Here is a 17,630-nt window from a genome sequence, read left to right as displayed (position 1 = left end):
GTTGTCTTCTCAGTCCCCCAAATCGCACAGCAGTGAGCCGCACGCTGCCCGCGAGGGCGTACTGCGCACGGCCCTGGTTAAGATTTCGGGACTTCTGCTCTCGCTTGTCTGTGTCGTCGCGATTCTGTTCGGCATCGTTACGGGCGAGCTCGGCCTTGCGATCCACCCCCGGTACTTCGTGTTCGCAGCCGTGATGGCGGTCATCGCGCTTGTGTTCATCGTTGGCGGGATCATCCTGGCGATCAAGGATTCACGAGCGGGAATGCCTTCATTGGCGGGTCACAGCCACGCCAACTCCCACAATCAGACCGAGCACACCGACCACTCCGGGCACACCGCTGACACCAATCACACAGACCACACAGATCACTTCAACCCCGCCGAGCAGTTAACAGGCCCGCGCCGCTCCCTCTTCACCGCGATCGGGGCCGGTGCACTCATTGCAGTCGCGAGCCTGCTCCTGGTCGGCCTCGGCCCCCAGGTGCTCTCGCCTCAGAGCGCCCTCATTCGCGCGGACGACTCAGGTTCCGGCCCCGTGCGCGATGCGAGCGGAGACTCTGGAGAAGATCTCGTGGCCTTCGCGAGCGAATTGCGCGGCGGCGGCGATGCCGAGAGCCTCCTCGGCACGGAAGCCACGATCAGCGGATTCATCACCGCAGACCCCGCGAGCGACGACACCGTGCTCGTCACCCGCTTCGTCCTGACGTGCTGCGTCGTCGATGCTCAGCCGGTCACGCTCGCGGTTTCGGTTCCGGATTGGGAAGCGTCGTACCAGCCGGGCGATTGGGTCGAAGTGACGGGCGTCTTCCGTCTCAATCCTTCGCCATCGAGTTCGAGTGACATTGCGCTGATCCCGAGTGACTTCACGCCGATCGAAGAACCCGCGGAGCCCTATGTCTACTGATGCAGGATTCACGGGTGCAGAGTCGCGTAACACTGCATCTGCTGATTCGCCGTCTCCCCATGCAACTGGCTCACGCTGGCAACGATGGCGGCGCAATTCGGTCGTGATCGCGAGTGTCGTCGCGCTCACCCTGGTCGTCACACTGGGCTTCGTCGTGGTTTCGCAGGGTCCGCGCGTCGTCAGCCAAGACGTCGCGACTGACGCGCTCGTCTCAACGTCGGCAGGACGCGTCGTGATCACGCTCGACCAGCCTGTGCAGCCGCTTGCCGCGACGGCCGCGCAGGTCACGCCGCTGGCATTGGCGAGCGTTGCAAGCGATGGCAACTCGGTTTCGATCTTCTTCCAAGAGACACTCGACTACTCGACCGAGTACACCGTGCAAATTCCGGTGGTGAGTGCGAGCACCGGTGCTGCAACAACGATCGAGATCGCGTTCGAAACTCCTGCCCTCACGGTCGAAACGCTCAACACGAGCGGCCGGGAAAGCACGGTGCTTGCCCGCGCCCTGAGCGGTGGCGACGTGCAAGTGAATTTCGAATCGGAGGCCATCGTGGCCGAGGCGGGAATGATCGATCAGACCTGGGTCACCCTCCAGAACTCCGCGATCGGGGACGGCGACACTGCTCAGTCGATCGTGAGCTTCGCACCCATCGATGCCTTCGATGCGCGAGAGGTCGTGGTCCCGTCGAGCAAGCTGAGCGATTTGCGCCTCGACTCCGCAACTGGTCTCGTCGGATTCATCGGCGATGAGACCCTTTGGATGATCGACCTCAGCGACCCTGATCTCGTTCCAACCCCGCTCCTCGACGAGGTCGTTGCATGGGAGCTGATTCCACGAACTGTCACCTTCGCCGCGCTCACCCGATCAGGCGAGGTCGTTGTCGGAGACGTGCTCACGGGCGAACTCAAGGTCGTGGCGAGCGGGCAGAACCTCCTCACTCCAGTGCCTGGAGGGCAAGCCGTTGCCTCGCGCGGCGACACCGGTTGGCTCACGATCTCGGCGGACGGAACCGTGACAGCCCTTGCCGAACTGACCATCACCGAGGGTGCCGCGACCGAACTCGTCGCCTCGCCGACGGCCTCGATCTCGGTCGCAGCCGACGGAACCGTCGCCACCCGGTTCGACGGTGTCGAGACCACCGTGCTCGCTGAGCCGCTGACCGACACGCAGCGCTTCGGTGCGGCGTGCCTATCACCGGGTGGTCAATTGCTTGCGCTCGAAGTGATCTCGGGCGACCCTGACACTCCCCCGTCGACCATGATCGTGGACGCGGAGACGGGTGCCCCGCATCCGCTGATGCAGGGGTCCATCCTCGGCTGGTGCTGAGCCGCTACTCGAACTCCTCGTCGCCCTCGAGGATCGAAACGATGTTGCCCGCGGGATCGCGAGTCCAGGCGATAGCTGGCCCCCTCGGGTCCCGCACGATCCCGAGTTCGTCGTGCTCGAATCCTTCGTACCGTTCGAACTCGACACCTTTTGTTGCGAGATCACGAACGGTTTCGTCGAGGTCGGAAACGACGAGAGAGAGCACCGTGAAGTTCGCGGGAGCGTGATCGGGTTTGAAATAGATCATGACTTCGCCGTCGCCAAGCAGGAGCGTCACGAGCCCCATCTGTGCATCGCGTCTGACCTGCACAGAGAGCACGTTCCCGTAGAAATGCTCGATTGCGTCGAGATCAGGAGCGGCAAAGCCGCCGAATCCGGAGTCGATCGTTGCCATGAGAACCTCCTCACCGCATGCGCCGCCATTGGTGCACGCTGGTGCGTCGATTCTGCTCTCGGCAGCCCGACAAGGCAAGAGGTGGTCGCTCAGGGCCGCGCGCATCGAGCATCGAGCGACGGTCCGAACGGTCAGTCCGAGCGAATTAGCGCGTTTCGCTGAGCCCGAGGTCGATGAGTTCGGAGATGAGCTCGGTGTAGGTGAGCCCAGTTGCGGCCCAGCACACGGGGAACATCGAGATCTCAGTGAACCCGGGAAGCGTGTTGATCTCATTCACAATGACCTGATCGCCATCGACGAAGAAGTCGACCCGGCTGAGCCCCGCACCCTCGATGGCCTCGAACGCACGGATCGCGGTCGACTGCAACTGTTCACGGAGGGAGTCGTCCATCTTCGCCGGGCATTCCAGCTCGATACCGCTCGCGCCCTCATACTTCGAGGCGAAGTCGTAGAAGCCATCGCCGGTGATCACGATCTCGCCGGGCAAAGATGCGCGAGGCGCACCGCCGTCGCGGCCACCGAGCACCGCGATCTCGATCTCACGACCATGAATCGCGCGTTCGATGAGCACTCGCGAGTCTTCTGCGAGACCGATCGACATTGCAGCGTCGAACTCCTCGAGGTTTGCAGCCTTCGAAACACCAACGCTGGAGCCGGCCCGGGCAGGCTTCACGAACACTGGCCATTCGAGGGGAGCGATACGCTCGCGAACCGAGTCCGGGTTGTTCGCCCACTCGCGCGCCGAGACCGTGACCCACGGAACGACTGAGATTCCGGCGTGTTCGAGCACGGTTTTCGTGAAGTGCTTGTCCATGGCGACCGCGCTCGCGAGCACGCCATTGCCAACGTACGGGATACCAGAGAGTTCGATGAGACCCTGAATCGTGCCGTCCTCGCCGAACGGTCCGTGCAGCATCGGGAAGACGATATCGATGTCGCCCAGCGAACGGCTTGCACCATCGGCGTCGACGAAGAGTTCCCGCGAGTCGGTGGAGAGCGGCAAGCGCACGCGTGTGCCGTTGTCGTCGAGGGTCGCAAGGTGCTCGAGGTCGAGTCCGCTCGCATCGTCATCGCGCAGCGTCATTGCGCCAGACTTCGTGATGCCGATCGGAATGACTTCGAAGCGTTCGCGGTCGATGGACTGCAGAATTCCGCCGGCGGTGGCGCATGAAATCGAGTGTTCGCTTGAGCGACCGCCAAATAACAGTGCTACTCGCAGTCGCTGTGTCATCAATGCTCCCAGGCTGGCTCGTCGTCGGTCGTGAGATGTGGCGCGATATCTATCGGATTCATTTTGCCATCCAGAACGAGGCGCACTTGTTCGAGGATCGGCATGGCGACGCCTTTTTGCGCGGCGAGCTCGGCAATCGGCGCGACGGAGACAAGGCCTTCTGCAACCTGATTCATTCGTGCTTGCACGTCTTCGCGGCTGTAGCCGAGGCCGAGGAGACGGCCTGCGGTGAAATTGCGCGACAGCGGTGAGGCGCAGGTCGCGATCAGATCGCCGAGCCCTGCGAGGCCCTGCAATGTCGCGCGCTGGGCACCGTGGGCGACCGCGAAGTCGGTGACTTCGGCAAGCCCGCGGGTCATGATCGACGCTTTCGTGTTCTCGCCGTACCCGACACCATCGACGATGCCGATCGCGACCGCGATGAGGTTCTTCAGCACTCCCCCGAACTCGGTGCCAACGACGTCGGTGTTCACGAAGGAGTGAAAGTAGGAGTTCCGAGCGAGCTTCGCGACCGCAGCAGCCGATGCCGCGCTGCTCGAGGAGATGACCGCCGCGGTTGGCTGTTCCTTCGCGATTTCGAGCGCGAGATTTGGGCCACTGGCGACCGCGACGCGATCGGACTCCACACCGAGCTCTTGCATGATCACTTCGCTCATGCGGAAGCGGGTCGTGCCTTCGACGCCTTTCATGAGGCTCACGATTGGGGCATCTGCCGGGATCAGGTCTCGCACGTTCGCGAGCGTCGTGCGCAACTGCTGGCTCGGGATCGCGAGAAACACCTGGGTGGCACCGTCGAGGGCAGCGGCTGCATCACTTGTCGCCGTCAGGTTGCTCGGGAGCGTGATCGAGGGAAGGTACTGCGTGTTTCGACGCGTCTCGCGAATCTCGCGTGCTGCCTCGGGACGTCTCGCCCAAATCGTGACATCGCTGCCACCGTCGGCGAGCACCTTGGCGAAGGTGGTTCCCCAGGACCCTGCACCAAGGACTGCGACCTTAGCCATCAAAACGGCCCGTCTCGTTCTGCTTGTGCTCCGAAGGGTTCCATCGTTTCTCCGGCGCCTGCTCGCCACGGATCTCAGCGAGGAGCGCGGTGATCGCGGTCATGAGCTCTTCGGTCGCTTCTTTGAGGAGCGCGCCAGTGAGTTCCTTGCCCTGGTACTTCGAGAGATCGAGCGGCTCACCGATCGAGACGATGATCTTCTTTCGCGGGAACGGACGGATCCGCTTCGAGTACCGCGGCAACAGGTTCTGGGTGCCCCACTGCGCAATCGGAATCAGCGGGATTCCGGCCTGCAGCGCCATCCGGACCGCGCCGCTCTTGCCTCGCATCGGCCACAGGTCTGGGTCGCGCGTCAGCGAACCCTCGGGGTAGATGATGACGAGGCTTTCGCTGTCCACGATCTGTCGGGCAGCCTTCATCGGATCGGCGGCGCGGGTCGAGCCAGAACGCTCGACCGGCACCTGGCCCGAGGACTGCAGCGCCCAGCGCAACACTGGCACTTTCCAGAGCCCAGCCTTCGCCATGAATCGTGGTGCACGCCCCAAGCGCCAGACGGCAACCGCGACCGTGATCGGGTCGGCCTCGCTCATGTGGTTGGGCGACAGCACAGCTGCGCCCTTGGCCGGCAGGTTTTCTTTACCCCGGAACTCGTACTTCACCATTGCGGTCCAAGGCGGCACGATGATTGCCGCGAGGGTACGAAACGCTCCGTTGCGCTCGTTCGACGTTGCCATGCGACTCACTCGTTGACGTCGAAGTCGGCACCAAGCGTCGTGAGCTTGTCGAGGAATCGCTCGTAGCCACGGGCGATGATTCCGACGTTCGAGATGGTGGATGGGCCGTCTGCGGTCAGCGCCGCGACGAGGTGACTGAAGCCACCACGAAGGTCGGGCACCGTGATGTCCGCGCCGCGCAGCTTCGTTGGTCCGGAGATGATCGCCGAGTGGTCGTAGTTGCGCTGTCCGAAGCGGCAAGCGTGGCCGCCCACGCACTCCTTGTGCAGCGCAATGGTTGCGCCCATCTTCACGAGTGCGTCAGTGAACCCGAAACGCTGCTCGTAGACGGTCTCGTGCACGACGGAGACACCCTTCGCTGTCGCGAGCGCGACGACCAATGGCTGCTGCCAGTCGGTCATGAAGCCGGGGTGCACATCGGTTTCGACGATCACTGGCTTCAGGTCGCCGCCGGGGTGCCAGAATCGGATGCCGTCGTCTTCGACTTCGAACGCGCCCCCGACCTTGCGGTAGACGTTCAAGAAGGTCGTCATCTCTGGCTGGCGTGCACCTTCCAAGAAGATGTCGCCGCGGGTTGCGAGCGCAGCACAGGCCCAGCTTGCAGCTTCGTTTCGGTCGAAGAGTGCCGTGTGGCGGTAGCCGCCGAGACGAGCAACACCCTCGATGCGGATCGTGCGGTCGGTGTCGACCTGGATGACCGCGCCCATCTTCTGCAGGATCGCGATGAGGTCCATGATCTCTGGCTCAACGGCGGCGTTCGAGAGCTCAGTGCGGCCGCGAGCGAGCACCGCGGTCAGCAGCACCTGCTCGGTTGCGCCGACCGAGGGGTATGGGAGCGCGACCTTTGCACCGGAGAGACCGTCGGGCGCCGACATGCGGATGCCTTCTGGGAGCTTCTCAACGACGGCGCCGAAGTTCCGGAGCACTTCGAGGTGGAAGTCGATGGGGCGGTCGCCGATGTGGCATCCGCCGAGGTCGGGAATGAACGCTTCACCGAGGCGGTGCAGCAAAGGGCCGCAAAAGAGGATCGGAATACGCGAGGAGCCAGCGTGCGCGTTGATCTCCGTCATGTGCGCGCTCTCAACGTTCGAGGGGTCGAGGCGGAGGTTGTCGCCGTCGCGCTCGATCAGCACACCGTGAATCTGCAGCAGATCACGTACAACGCGAACGTCGCTGATCTTCGGAACGCTGCGGAGTTCGCTCGGGCCATCGCCCAGGAGCGCCGCGACCATCGCCTTCGTGACGAGGTTCTTCGCGCCTTTCATGGTGATTCGCCCGCGAAGTGGCTTGCCGCCGCGAATCGTGATGCGGTCGGCGTCGAGGCCAACGCCTGCGCCTGAGCGCTTCGCGAAGTTCTCCAGATCGTTCATCAGTGCTGAACCGGAAGTGTTCGGGGTCGCCATGCTTCTCTCCTCGCCTCGAAATCCGTAATTGCTTGCTCGTTGCGAAGCGTCAGAGAAATATCGTCGAGACCTTCGAGGAGCCGCCAACGAATGTACTGGTCGATCTCAAACTTCGTGGAGAATGAACCGGCCTGCACAGTTTGCTCAACAAGATCAACCGTCACCGGCATTCCCGGCTCCTGGTCGGCAAGGGCCCACAGCGCTTCGACTTCTTCTTCCGTGATGATGCCGGTGAGGAGGCCCTGCTTGCCAGAGTTCCCGCGGAAAATATCGCCGAAACGCGGGCTGAGCACTGCAGTGATACCGAAATCACGAAGCGCCCACACTGCGTGCTCGCGGCTTGATCCGGTGCCGAAATCTGGGCCCGCGACGAGAATTCCGCCCTTGGCGTACGGCGGCTGATTCAAGACGAAGTTCGGGTCCTGACGCCAACCGTGGAAGAGCGCGTCATCGTACCCAGTCTTCGTCACACGCTTCAGAAAGACAGCGGGGATGATCTGGTCGGTGTCGACGTTCGATCGTTGCAACGGGATGATCGGCCCGGTGAGGGTCTGAATTTTCTCCATTAGTTCACTCCCTCGTTCACGGCGGGTTCAATGTCCCAGGGGCTCGACAGGGTGCCACGGATTGCGGTCGCTGCAGCAACGAGCGGCGAGACGAGGTGCGTGCGCCCTCCCTTGCCCTGACGGCCTTCGAAGTTGCGGTTCGATGTTGATGCACAGCGCTCGCCCGGGGCCAACTGGTCTGGGTTCATACCAAGGCACATCGAGCATCCGGCAAATCGCCACTCTGCGCCGAAGTCGGTGAAGATCTTGTCGAGACCCTCAGCTTCTGCGTCGAGCCGGACCCGAGCAGAGCCCGGCACGACCATCACACGCAAGCCTTCTGCCTTCTTCTTGCCCTTGATGATCTCTGCGGCAGCGCGAAGGTCTTCGACGCGCGAGTTCGTGCAGGAACCGATGAACACGGTGTCGACGCGGATGTCTTTCAGCGGCGTTCCCGGGGTGAGGTCCATGTACTCGAGTGCCCGAGTCGCTGCAGCACGATCTTGCGGGTCAGCGAAGGACGCGGGATCTGGCACGGTCTCGGAAAGGGAGGACCCCTGGCCCGGGTTGGTGCCCCAGGTCACGAATGGTTCGAGCTGGCTCGCATCGATGTCGACCTCTGCGTCGAACACAGCGTCGTCGTCGGTCGGGAGCGTCTTCCAGTATTCGACCGCGGCATCCCAATCGGCGCCCTGCGGGGCGTGCGGCTTGGTGCGGACGTACTCGAAGGTGGTTTCGTCTGGCGCGACCATGCCCGCGCGAGCACCGGCTTCGATCGACATGTTGCAGATCGTCATGCGGCCCTCGATCGAGAGCGCACGGATCGCGCTGCCGCGGTACTCGAGGACGTATCCCTGCCCGCCACCGGTGCCGATCTTCGCGATCACGGCGAGGATGATGTCTTTTGCGGTCACGCCCGGGCGGAGTTCGCCCTCGGCGTTGATCGCCATGGTCTTGAAGGGCTTGAGCGGGAGCGTCTGCGTCGCCATGACGTGCTCGACTTCGCTCGTGCCGATCCCGAAGGCCATTGCGCCGAATGCGCCATGGGTTGAGGTGTGTGAGTCACCGCAGACCACGGTGATGCCCGGCATGGTGAGCCCGAGCTGGGGACCGACGATGTGGACGATGCCCTGCTCTTTGTCACCGAGCGAGTGGATGCGGACGCCGAATTCTTCCGCGTTCTCGCGGAGCGTCTGGATCTGCTTTGCGCTCGTTGGATCTTCGATCGGCTTGTCGATGTTGATCGTCGGAGTGTTGTGGTCTTCCGTTGCGACAGTGAGGTCGACGCGGCGCAGCGGGCGGTTCGCCTGGCGAAGCCCGTCAAAGGCCTGCGGGCTCGTGACCTCGTGCACAAGGTGAAGGTCGATGTAGATGAGGTCTGGTGCGCCATCTTCGCCCTTGACGACAATGTGGTCGTCCCACACCTTTTCGGCGAGGGTTTTTCCCATGCTGTACTCCTTGAACGTCGATCCAAACAATTCTACGCCCGCGGCGGCTCCTTCAACTGGAACGCACGGGTGGGGCGGCGGATTCCCTCAGGGCGACCCCTGCAAGGCCGGGCCTATTCGGCGGGAGCGCACTCCACCACTGGAGACTCCGGCAATGTGATGAGGTCGACTTTGAGGCTCGTCGCCTCGCTCTCTCGGTACATCGTCGTCTCGATCACCTGCTGCGTCGTGCTCGGCTCTTCGTCGGGAAAGAGTTCGTTTCCGTCAGTGCCGACGAACACGTACTCGCTCGTATCGATGCAGCTTTGCAGCGTCACGCCATCGAGATCGCCGGGTTCACCTGCGACGAGCGCGGACTCCCCCACCTGGATCGTTCCGACGAGCAGTTGACCGAGGTCGAAACGCTGGTTGCGGATCGCGATGTTGTCGTTGATGAGCCGGGGGCTCGCGTGGTCTTGCAAGATCGCAGGGTCGGCTGCCTCACCGTCGAACTGTCCGAGCGCTTGATAGTAGGAGGTGAGCACGAGCACCGCTTCGTCCTGGAGCGACGTGCCCTCTGGGATCTCGATCCCGGTTGGCTGCTCTGGTTCGACCGCGGTTTCCTCCGGGGTCGCAGAGATGTCTGCCGATGCACTCGGCGTCGGGTCAGCCTGCGTCTCATCGTTCGCGGAGCAACCTGCAAGGAAGATCGCTGCTGCCCCGAGCGCGACGATGCTGCGCAGTCGAAGTCGATCGGAGCGGTCCTTGCGGGTTTCGAGCACAGCCATTCCTTCAGCCTAGAGAGCGAACCTTTGTGGCAAAAAAGAACTCCCGCTCCGAGACGGAGCGGGAGTTCTTGCGTTGTGACCCCAGCGGGATTCGAACCCGCGTTACCGCCGTGAGAGGGCGGCGTACTAGGCCGCTATACGATGGGGCCTTTGAACAACCGGTTTATCATGCCACAGATTTGCACGCGAACGCAAAATGACCGAGTGTCGCGCGCAGCAGACCTCGCCGAGACGCGGGAACACAAGGCCTGCAGACGTAGCAAAGCGCTCGGCTCCGGCGTAGCGTGAAGCCATGCGAGTTTTGAAGAAAGAGCACGCCTGCCTCGTCCTCACCAACGACGATGAGTCGCTCGTGATCGACCCCGGAAACCAGACGAGCGAGTTCGAGGTCGAGCACCTCACCGCGATCGTTATCACTCATGCGCACCCGGACCACTGGGAGGCAGCGCACCTCACCCGCCTGCAGCAAGCACACCCCGACGCACCGATCTACGCGCCCGAAGGCGTCGTCGAGGCGGCGAACGGTTTCGACATCACGGTCGTGCGACCTGGCGAAGAAGTCACGATCGGCGCCTTCACCCTCCGCTTCTTCGGAGGCAAGCACGCGGTCATCCACCCCTCGATTCCCGTGATCGATAACGTCGGCGTGCTCGTCAACCGCACCCTCTACTACCCCGGAGACTCGTACGCCCTGCCCTTCGAGCCGGTCGAGGTACTCGCGACCCCAGCGGGCGCTCCCTGGCTGAAAGTCAGCGAGGTCATGGACTTCGTCATGGCGGTGCGCCCGAAGCAGACCTTCGCAACGCACGTCGGCACGCTGTCAGAGATGGGACTCGGATTCGCAAATGACCGGATTCGCGGCGCCGTCGAGGAAGTCGGCGGCACGCATCGGCTTGTCACTGCGGGCGATTCCTTCGACGTGGCAGAGCGCGCAGCGTAACCGCACCTTACTTCGCGGCGCGCGCTCCCGGTGATTCACCCGAACGCCGCAGCAGTACAACCGAATCGTCGATCGAGACCGCTCGACCCTCTTGATCAGTCACAATGCGCGGCCGTAATTCGGCGATGACGACCGTCCATTCCGCCTCATCGAGTGCGAGGGCGCGCAACTCCTGCGACGGCGTCACGAAGAGCGACTGCCGAGCGCCGTGCGAGTGTTCCGCCTCGTCGTGCTCCGCGCTCGCATTGTGCGCTGAGCCTGCGGGAGGCTTCGGCGCAGAGGCGTGCGCGATCAGCAAGAGGTGCCCTCCGGGTGCAACTCGCTCTGCCGCGGCGCGGAGAATCTCGGTGCGTGCGAGCTCGACCGGCGACTGGAAGAAGCTCGACGTCACGAGGTCGAATCCAGAGGCATGCAGGGCCGCGGATGCCTGCTCTTCTGATCCGAAGGCACGATCCAATCGGCCCGCCTGCGTGACATCAGTTGCGACGAAGCCCGCCTGCTCTCGGGATAGTCCGACAGCATCGGCCGCGGCGCTCGCTCGAGCAATCGCCGTTTCCGAAATGTCGACGCCGATGGCGTTCCAGCCGTGTTGCGCGAGCCAAATGACGTCGCCGCCTTCGCCACATCCGATGTCGAGCGCACTGCCTGGAACGAGATCTGCCACGACACTCGCGAGCGCAGTGTTGACGTGACCGGACCACATGCGCGGCTTCGTTCCGTATCGCTGTTCCCAGAATTCCTTCGGCGAGACCGATTCGCCTGACGGGACTTCGTGCTCCTGATTCACGATTGCGCCCCGACCGTTTCGGAATCAGCATCGATTGACGCTGCTTCGGCTCGGTCGAAGTCCTCGGTCATGAGCACCGCGTTCGCCATGGCTCCTGCCATGGAGCCGGTTCCCATCGACACCGGCACGGTTGCACCCGGGTTCGCAACGTTGCCGACCGCCCAGATTCGGCCATGACTGGTCTTTCCGAACGGGTCGACCTGGAGGAAGTTCCCCATCGGGTTGTCAGTGCGTTCGAGCCCGAGATCCTCGAGGAAGTCGTCGTGCGGCCGTGCAACGCCCGCAGTGAAGAGGGCGCCGATTGGGACGACGCTCCCGTTTGCCGTGGCAACTCCCGACATTGCGTCACCGTCACCACGAATTTCAACGACGGGTTCAGTGACGATCTCGACGTTGCGCGAACGCAGCCGAGCGATCGTGGCCTCATCGAGAATGTCGAGGCCATTCGTGAAGAGCGTGACGGTTTCGCTCCACTGGCGAACGAGTTGCGCCTGGTGCACGCCCATTGCAGAGATCGCGAGCACGCCGAGCCTCTGACCGCGAACTTCCCACCCATGGCAGTACGGGCAGTGCAGAACCGTTTTACCCCATCGCTCTGCAAGACCGGGGATCGGCGCCAGCTCGTCGGTCATTCCAGTCGCCACGACGAGGGCTCGAGCGTGCAGTTCCGCGCCGTCGGCGAGCCTGATCGCGAGGCCGTCCTCCGCATCGCGGACCGCTGCTGCAGATCCCTCGGCGAACTCGACCCCGTACTTTGCGACCTCTCCGCGACCTCGCGAGAGCAGTTCGAATGGGGGCGTGCCCTCGTTGCCGAGGACGCCGTGCATGTGCGACGCGAAACGGTTACGAGGGTTCCCCTCGTCGACGACCAGCGTTCGACGCCCTGCTCGCCCGAGCATGAGCGCGGCGCTGAGGCCCGCAACACCACCCCCGAGAATGACGACGTCCCATTGCTGTGGTGGCTGCCCAAGTGACTGTGAATTTTGATTCATGGACCCAGTGTGCGCCGAGGTGTAAGGTTTAGCAAACAAGTTTGCTGAATTGGCAAACCGTCCCCGTTCGGCAACCCGAACCGGATCGACCGAATCGCGAAGGACCCCGCATGGCTCACGAACTCGAACACCTCGGCAATCGCTTGCGCGCAGCCCGCCAAGACCGCGGCCTGACACTGCAAGAGCTTGCAGAATCGTCCGCAATGTCGGTGAGCACGCTCTCGCGCCTCGAGTCAGGAAAACGCCAGGCCTCGCTCGAACTCCTCGTGCCCTTGACCCGTCAGCTCGGAATCCGCATCGACGACCTCATCGAACCAGAGGTCCGCGATCCCCGCGTCCGACGACCAACGACGCACCGCGATGGCCTTGAAGTCACCCCGCTCGCCCCGGAGGGCTCTGCGATCCACACCTTTAAAATTACGTATTCCCCCACCGACACCCTGCCGAGTCTTCGCGTGCACGATGGCTACGAATGGCTCTATGTCCTCCGCGGCAAACTGCGATTGCGGCTCGGCGAGCAGGACCTCATCCTGAGTCGAGGCGAGGCCGCTGAGTTCGATACCAGAGTGCCGCATGCCATGAATGCAGCGGGAAACAGCCCGGTTGAAATCCTGAGCATCTTCAACGGCGACGGCGAGCGCATGCACACCCACGCAGCGGCAGATCTGGAGCCGGAACGGCGCTGAAACGAAGACGCACGTACTGCAAGTCACTTGTACGCTACTCCGTAATTCCGTATTATGGGCGCATGCTTGATCACCAAGAGCTCCAGAATGAACTTCGCGCCCTCACCGAACGAGTCGAATCCCTCGAGGCTCGATTGACGGCCGGCGCATCCGCCGCTACAACGACCGCCACAGCTCCGACGCACGACCACGACGGCTTCTGGGCGCTCAATGGGCTCCAGAATCGACTCTCTGATCACGCCTCGACCATCGACGGCGCGGTCGTCATCACAGGTTCGCTCACCCTCCCGGACGGAAGCCCTGTCGCGTGGCAGCAGACCGATGGCTCGGCGGGGCTGATCGAATCGTCTTGGGAGCCACAGGCATCGGCATTCGCAGCGCTCGGCCACCCCGTGCGAATCGAGCTACTGCGCCACATGCTGAACGGCGTTCGCGCAACCTCCGACCTCGCGGCAATCGAGGCGCTCGGCACGACCGGACAACTGCACCACCACCTTCGTCAGCTCGTTGCAGCCGGGTGGGTGCGGCAGGCGGGTCGAGGCGAGTACGAGATTCCGGCGGCCCGCATCGTGCCGCTGCTCGCCTGCGTGAGCGGAGCGCAGCGATGAAGCGCGCAATCGTTGCCGTCTACCGCGTGCGCGGTGCGCTCATGTTCATCGCGGCCGGCATCCTCATGCTCAATCTGCTTCTGAGCCTGACCGGGCTCGACGAGAACTTCTCCGGCGAGCAGTGGGTGACCGTTCGGCTGGTGTTCGCATTCGGCGCGATGGGGCTCATCGTTGTGAGCCTGCTGCTCGTGTTCGCCGGGCCGTCAGCGCTCCCAAAACCGGAGACTCGAACCTTGCAGGCGCCCGTGCAGGGGCGCTGGCGAGGCATGAACAGCCCCGCGACGAAGGTGCCGAGCCATGGTCTTCGCGCCTACGGTCAGGCCTACGCGATCGACCTCGTCTTCGAACCGAGCGATGAAGCCCGACCCGCCTACGGCACTGGGCCTGCAATGCGCGCCTCTGACGAGTACCCCGCCTTCGGGCAACCCGTGCTCGCAATGATCGACGGCGTGGTTGTCGCCGCGAGCGGATGGCGTCGCGACCACCGCGCGCGCTCGAATCACTTCGGGCTCGCCTACATGATGGCCGAGGGAGCCGTTCGCGAGCTCGGAGGCCCCGGATTCATTCTCGGGAATCACGTGACTATCCGAAGCGATGACGGAGTATTCGCGACCGTCGCCCATTTGCAACAGGGGTCGGTGACGGTGCGAGTTGGCGACCGAGTGAGCACCGGTCAGCAGATCGCTCGCTGCGGCAACTCGGGCAACAGCAGCGAACCGCACATGCACGCGCAGTTGATGGACCGAAAGTCACCCTGGATCGCGCAAGGAATCGCGATGGCGTTCGCGGGCATCTCGATCGAAGGATCTGCGGAATCGAACGCGGGTCTCCCCGCGAATGATGAGCACATGGTTGCTGGGAGCGGTTCAGAAATAACCGCGGACACCGATCGGTGAGCTTATTGCAGGTTATTTGCTCGCCATCGCAGCATTCAGCGCGCGCACGTGGCTGTCGAGCGCTCGACGACCAGTCTCAGTGAGTCGAATCCAAACATCGTCGTTGCTTCGCCGAACACTCTCGCGAAGCGTCACGAAGCGTTCTCGTTCCATCACCGACAAGTTCGCGTCGAAGTCACGCTCGTGTTGTTGCGTGAACGGCAGGAGATCTGAAGCTTTTTGCTCCGTGACCGGATCGAGCAGCACTGCGAGCGTGAGCCGATCCGGGTCGCTCAGGCTCGGAACCAGCAATGCTTCTGTCGAAGTTCGGCTGTTCTGTTCGCTCGCACGCTTCGCCCAACCCTTCTCCAACTGCGGCCCAACCGCAGCCACCACGAGCACGACGAGGACCGCGATCACAGCGGGCGCCCACCAGAGCGTCGGATCAGCCGACGACGCCGTCGAAAGAGCCCCAAGCACTCCAACCACGAGCGCGAGGACCGCGACCTCCGCGTAGGAGCGAGCCGTCATCCGCGTCTGTCGACGAGCGCGCGGCTGGCGCCACGATGCGCCGATCGCAATTGCGAGCATGAGTCCGACAGGGACCGCGAATTGCAGCGCGATCGGCAGCAACGAGAAATATGGAAACAGCGCGAGGATCGAGACCAAAAGCCCGACCATCACCCAGAAGCGACGAGGCGTCACGAGCCGGGCGAAGTTACGGTTCCGCATTTCATCAATGAGCGCCAACTGGCTTGATGCAGAATCGCGCCCCACAGAACTTGGACCGGAGTTGTTCGGGCCCGTGCTGCCTGGTCCGGTGTTATCTGGCCCCGTGGAGTTCGCGTCGTCGCTCATACCTCCACGCTATCGAGGCCGGCGTCTCGAGTTCCACCCGCTCACCAAGCTAGCGTCCCGAGGCAGCGCCATCCGGGGCAAAGCCTCCTGAGGCGATCTCATTGAGGGCGCGATAGTGCCGCTCGAACGCAGTACGACCCTGGGGAGTTAAGGAGAGCCAGGTGAGACGTCGCGCATCTCCTCGCGCCTGCGAGGCCCGCTTCTCTGCGGCGACATAGCCACCATCGATTAGCGCTTTCACATTCTTCGAAAGGTGCGCATCTGTGAGTTCGAGTGTAGCTCGAAGAATTTGGAACTCGACTTTGTCCGCGTTGTTCAGGAGCCCACAAATTCGCAGTCGCACCGGCGAGTGAAGAAAGTCGTCGAACCTTGCAGAAGTGTCACGCTTCATCGCGGGGAGTCTGTCCGTTCATTGCAACCAACTGGGCGCGATCGTACAGTCGCCCGAGCATCCACATGCCAGCAAAAGCCACGATTGCAACAAGAATCAGCCAGGCACCATGCGCCGCGAGCTTGCTGACCATCCCCGACGCGAGCATGAGCACGACCAACAAACCAACCTGCGACGCGAGCAAGAGCAGCGCCTTACGACTGAGTGGCCTGGTGAGTGGCGAGACACCGTCTCGTCGAGCGAGCATCGGAAGCACTGCGATCAGGATGACCGCGACCGCGATGATGCTCGTCGTCCACACCGCTCCCCGGTCTCATCTGAGAGTCCGGGTGCGATTGCGACCGCTGCAGCGAGAGCCGCAACAACTGGGTAGTACCACCATGGGCTGCGAATTCTTTGCGCCAAGCGCTGCCGATCGGTGTGCAGCGTCCGGAGCGCGTCGTCCGCGTCGCGTGCACTGGGATCAAAGTCAGTTGCCATATCGACAACTTACTCTTTAGGTTGCCGCCTTGGCAAGTAACTTCAAATGAAGCAGCGGCAGACGCAGTAAACCAAGGCAAACAAAAAACTCCTTTGATTCAGTGAATCAAAGGAGTTGCTGGCTGGGGTACCTGGACTCGAACCAAGAACAACTGAACCAGAATCAGTCGTGTTGCCAATTACACCATACCCCAATGGCCTTGCGGGCCGACTCACGAGCATACCGGATGAACGCCAACGTTGCGAATCGAGCGCCGCGTCCCGTGCATCCCGGGCGTGCCGCTACGCGGTGAGCGGCGAACTGCGGTGAGTGCCCATCACTTCACGCTCGATGAGCATGCGGTTGATGACGCTCGCTGCAATCGTCCCTTCACCTGCGGCGACCGCGATCTGGCGGAACCCTGGAGTGATGTCACCGGCAGCGAAAACGCCCTGACGGCTCGTTCGCTGCTTCGTGTCGACGATGACGAGACCGTGCTCGTCGAGCTCGAGTTCAAGGCCCTCTGCGTAGCCGAGCGGTGCGTGCCATTCGGGCCGCACGAATCCGGCCGTGCGCTCGAACCGCTCGCCGTCGACGACGACCGCCTGCATACCGCCGCGGTCACCCTCGATCGCTTCGATCTTGCCGCGCGCGATCTTGATGCCACGCTCGCGCAGCATCGCCTCATCGCTCTCGCTCAGCACATCGGAGCCGTTCGTGCACACCAGGAGGTCGTCGGTGTGGCGCGAGACCACGAGCGCCCGCATTGCGAGGTCGTGCATTTCGCCGATCAGCACGAGCTTCTGCCCACGCTTGTCAAAGCCGTCGCAGTCCATGCAGGAGTGCAGGCTCGTGCCGTACCAGGGACGCACCATCTGTGCGACCGGCAGCGTCTCGGTGAGCCCGGTCGCGAGCAGCACGGCGCTCGCGCGGATCTCGCTCTGCTCAGCACTCCCCTGGCGCTTCGCGATGACCATGAACTTGTCGCCGACGGGCGTGATCGAGTGCACGATCGTCTTCTCGTAGTGCACGGTGCTGTACTGCAGCACCTCTTCGCGGCCCATGCTGCGGAGTTCGAGCGGCGGTGTGCCGTCGCGGGTGATGAATCCGTGCGAAACGAGCGTCGCCGCATGGCGAGGCCGGTTCGCATCGAGTAGCGCCACCGAACGGTGCGCGCGCGCGAGATTGAGGGTTGCGGCGAGGCCTGCTGGGCCTGCGCCGATCACCACAACGTCGACATCGTTCACAATCTGCCTGCCAGTTTCTGGAGTCGAGCGAGC

20 protein-coding genes and 2 tRNA genes are annotated in these 17,630 nt (G+C 63.1%); 6 read left to right on the top strand and 16 right to left on the bottom strand.

Annotation, left to right across the window (positions count from 1 at the left end):
* Nucleotide 1 precedes the first annotated feature (1 nt).
* Both U2H20_RS00110 and U2H20_RS00105 read left to right on the top strand, forming a co-directional pair.
* Complete coding sequence (locus U2H20_RS00110) at nt 2-904, top strand: hypothetical protein (RefSeq protein ID WP_430592503.1); 903 nt, start codon at nt 2-4, stop codon at nt 902-904.
* The gene (locus U2H20_RS00105; RefSeq protein ID WP_430592502.1) at nt 894-2,231 is read left to right on the top strand and encodes a hypothetical protein; all 1,338 of its coding nucleotides are present in this window, start codon (nt 894-896) and stop codon (nt 2,229-2,231) included. The genes U2H20_RS00110 and U2H20_RS00105 overlap by 11 nt, the downstream gene beginning before the upstream one ends.
* Before the next feature lie 4 nt (nt 2,232-2,235).
* Here the strand turns inward: U2H20_RS00105 and U2H20_RS00100 are convergent, their stop codons facing one another.
* The 9 genes from U2H20_RS00100 to U2H20_RS00060 all read right to left on the bottom strand — a co-directional run bounded on the left by U2H20_RS00100 (nt 2,236) and on the right by U2H20_RS00060 (nt 9,902).
* A complete protein-coding gene (locus U2H20_RS00100; RefSeq protein WP_430592501.1) occupies nt 2,236-2,625 on the bottom strand; it encodes a VOC family protein in 390 nt (129 codons plus the stop codon).
* A gap of 145 nt (nt 2,626-2,770) precedes the next feature.
* Nucleotides 2,771-3,856, bottom strand: coding sequence for a D-alanine--D-alanine ligase family protein (locus tag U2H20_RS00095; protein WP_430592500.1), 1,086 nt, complete (start codon nt 3,854-3,856; stop codon nt 2,771-2,773).
* Entirely contained in the window at nt 3,856-4,857 is a 1,002-nt protein-coding gene (locus U2H20_RS00090) for an NAD(P)H-dependent glycerol-3-phosphate dehydrogenase (RefSeq protein ID WP_430592499.1), read from the bottom strand. The genes U2H20_RS00095 and U2H20_RS00090 overlap by 1 nt, the downstream gene beginning before the upstream one ends.
* Nucleotides 4,850-5,590: a lysophospholipid acyltransferase family protein gene (locus tag U2H20_RS00085; protein WP_430592498.1), complete on the bottom strand. Its 741-nt coding sequence runs from the start codon at nt 5,588-5,590 to the stop codon at nt 4,850-4,852. The genes U2H20_RS00090 and U2H20_RS00085 overlap by 8 nt, the downstream gene beginning before the upstream one ends.
* Before the next feature lie 5 nt (nt 5,591-5,595).
* Complete coding sequence (gene murA, locus U2H20_RS00080; protein ID WP_430593640.1) at nt 5,596-6,960, bottom strand: UDP-N-acetylglucosamine 1-carboxyvinyltransferase; 1,365 nt, start codon at nt 6,958-6,960, stop codon at nt 5,596-5,598.
* The gene (gene leuD / locus U2H20_RS00075; RefSeq protein WP_430592497.1) at nt 6,960-7,559 is read right to left on the bottom strand and encodes a 3-isopropylmalate dehydratase small subunit; all 600 of its coding nucleotides are present in this window, start codon (nt 7,557-7,559) and stop codon (nt 6,960-6,962) included. Before leuD ends, murA begins: the two co-directional genes overlap by 1 nt.
* On the bottom strand, nt 7,559-8,986 hold the full coding sequence (gene leuC, locus U2H20_RS00070; RefSeq protein ID WP_430592496.1) for a 3-isopropylmalate dehydratase large subunit: 1,428 nt from the start codon (nt 8,984-8,986) through the stop codon (nt 7,559-7,561). The genes leuD and leuC overlap by 1 nt, the downstream gene beginning before the upstream one ends.
* A gap of 113 nt (nt 8,987-9,099) precedes the next feature.
* Entirely contained in the window at nt 9,100-9,753 is a 654-nt protein-coding gene (locus U2H20_RS00065) for a hypothetical protein (protein WP_430592495.1), read from the bottom strand.
* A 76-nt stretch (nt 9,754-9,829) separates the two neighbouring features.
* Nucleotides 9,830-9,902: transfer RNA gene (locus tag U2H20_RS00060), tRNA-Glu, on the bottom strand.
* Between the two features lie 143 nt (nt 9,903-10,045).
* On the opposite strand from U2H20_RS00060, the gene U2H20_RS00055 reads away from it, so the two are divergent.
* Nucleotides 10,046-10,693 (top strand): MBL fold metallo-hydrolase, encoded by a 648-nt coding sequence (locus U2H20_RS00055; protein ID WP_430592494.1) that lies wholly within the window; start codon nt 10,046-10,048, stop codon nt 10,691-10,693.
* Nucleotides 10,694-10,700: 7 nt separating this feature from the next.
* On the opposite strand, the gene U2H20_RS00050 is transcribed toward U2H20_RS00055, so the two are convergent.
* A complete protein-coding gene (locus tag U2H20_RS00050) occupies nt 10,701-11,480 on the bottom strand; it encodes a class I SAM-dependent methyltransferase (RefSeq protein WP_430592493.1) in 780 nt (259 codons plus the stop codon).
* Nucleotides 11,477-12,472 (bottom strand): NAD(P)/FAD-dependent oxidoreductase, encoded by a 996-nt coding sequence (locus U2H20_RS00045; protein ID WP_430592492.1) that lies wholly within the window; start codon nt 12,470-12,472, stop codon nt 11,477-11,479. The genes U2H20_RS00050 and U2H20_RS00045 overlap by 4 nt, the downstream gene beginning before the upstream one ends.
* Before the next feature lie 110 nt (nt 12,473-12,582).
* Between U2H20_RS00045 and U2H20_RS00040 the strand changes: the two genes are divergently transcribed.
* From U2H20_RS00040 to U2H20_RS00030, 3 genes are all read left to right on the top strand, one after another.
* Nucleotides 12,583-13,158, top strand: a complete 576-nt coding sequence (locus U2H20_RS00040) for a helix-turn-helix domain-containing protein (protein WP_430592491.1) — start codon at nt 12,583-12,585, stop codon at nt 13,156-13,158.
* Between the two features lie 62 nt (nt 13,159-13,220).
* Nucleotides 13,221-13,766 (top strand): ArsR/SmtB family transcription factor, encoded by a 546-nt coding sequence (locus tag U2H20_RS00035; protein WP_430592490.1) that lies wholly within the window; start codon nt 13,221-13,223, stop codon nt 13,764-13,766.
* Complete coding sequence (locus U2H20_RS00030; RefSeq protein ID WP_430592489.1) at nt 13,763-14,662, top strand: M23 family metallopeptidase; 900 nt, start codon at nt 13,763-13,765, stop codon at nt 14,660-14,662. Before U2H20_RS00035 ends, U2H20_RS00030 begins: the two co-directional genes overlap by 4 nt.
* 12 nt (nt 14,663-14,674) lie before the next feature.
* Here U2H20_RS00030 and U2H20_RS00025 read toward each other — a convergent pair whose 3' ends face one another.
* The 5 genes from U2H20_RS00025 to U2H20_RS00005 all read right to left on the bottom strand — a co-directional run bounded on the left by U2H20_RS00025 (nt 14,675) and on the right by U2H20_RS00005 (nt 17,576).
* On the bottom strand, nt 14,675-15,499 hold the full coding sequence (locus U2H20_RS00025) for a hypothetical protein (RefSeq protein WP_430592488.1): 825 nt from the start codon (nt 15,497-15,499) through the stop codon (nt 14,675-14,677).
* A gap of 49 nt (nt 15,500-15,548) precedes the next feature.
* Nucleotides 15,549-15,890 (bottom strand): transcriptional regulator, encoded by a 342-nt coding sequence (locus U2H20_RS00020; RefSeq protein WP_430592487.1) that lies wholly within the window; start codon nt 15,888-15,890, stop codon nt 15,549-15,551.
* Nucleotides 15,880-16,191 (bottom strand): hypothetical protein, encoded by a 312-nt coding sequence (locus U2H20_RS00015; protein ID WP_430592486.1) that lies wholly within the window; start codon nt 16,189-16,191, stop codon nt 15,880-15,882. Before U2H20_RS00015 ends, U2H20_RS00020 begins: the two co-directional genes overlap by 11 nt.
* 298 nt (nt 16,192-16,489) lie before the next feature.
* A tRNA-Gln gene (locus U2H20_RS00010) sits at nt 16,490-16,564 on the bottom strand.
* A gap of 88 nt (nt 16,565-16,652) precedes the next feature.
* Nucleotides 16,653-17,576: an NAD(P)/FAD-dependent oxidoreductase gene (locus U2H20_RS00005; RefSeq protein ID WP_430592485.1), complete on the bottom strand. Its 924-nt coding sequence runs from the start codon at nt 17,574-17,576 to the stop codon at nt 16,653-16,655.
* Nucleotides 17,577-17,630 lie beyond the last annotated feature (54 nt).

It is taken from the genome of Humidisolicoccus flavus (genome assembly GCF_045689595.1).
GTDB lineage: Bacteria > Actinomycetota > Actinomycetes > Actinomycetales > Microbacteriaceae > Humidisolicoccus > Humidisolicoccus flavus.
Note: the sequence above shows the minus strand (reverse complement) of the source record. Positions and strands in the feature narration are given on the sequence as shown.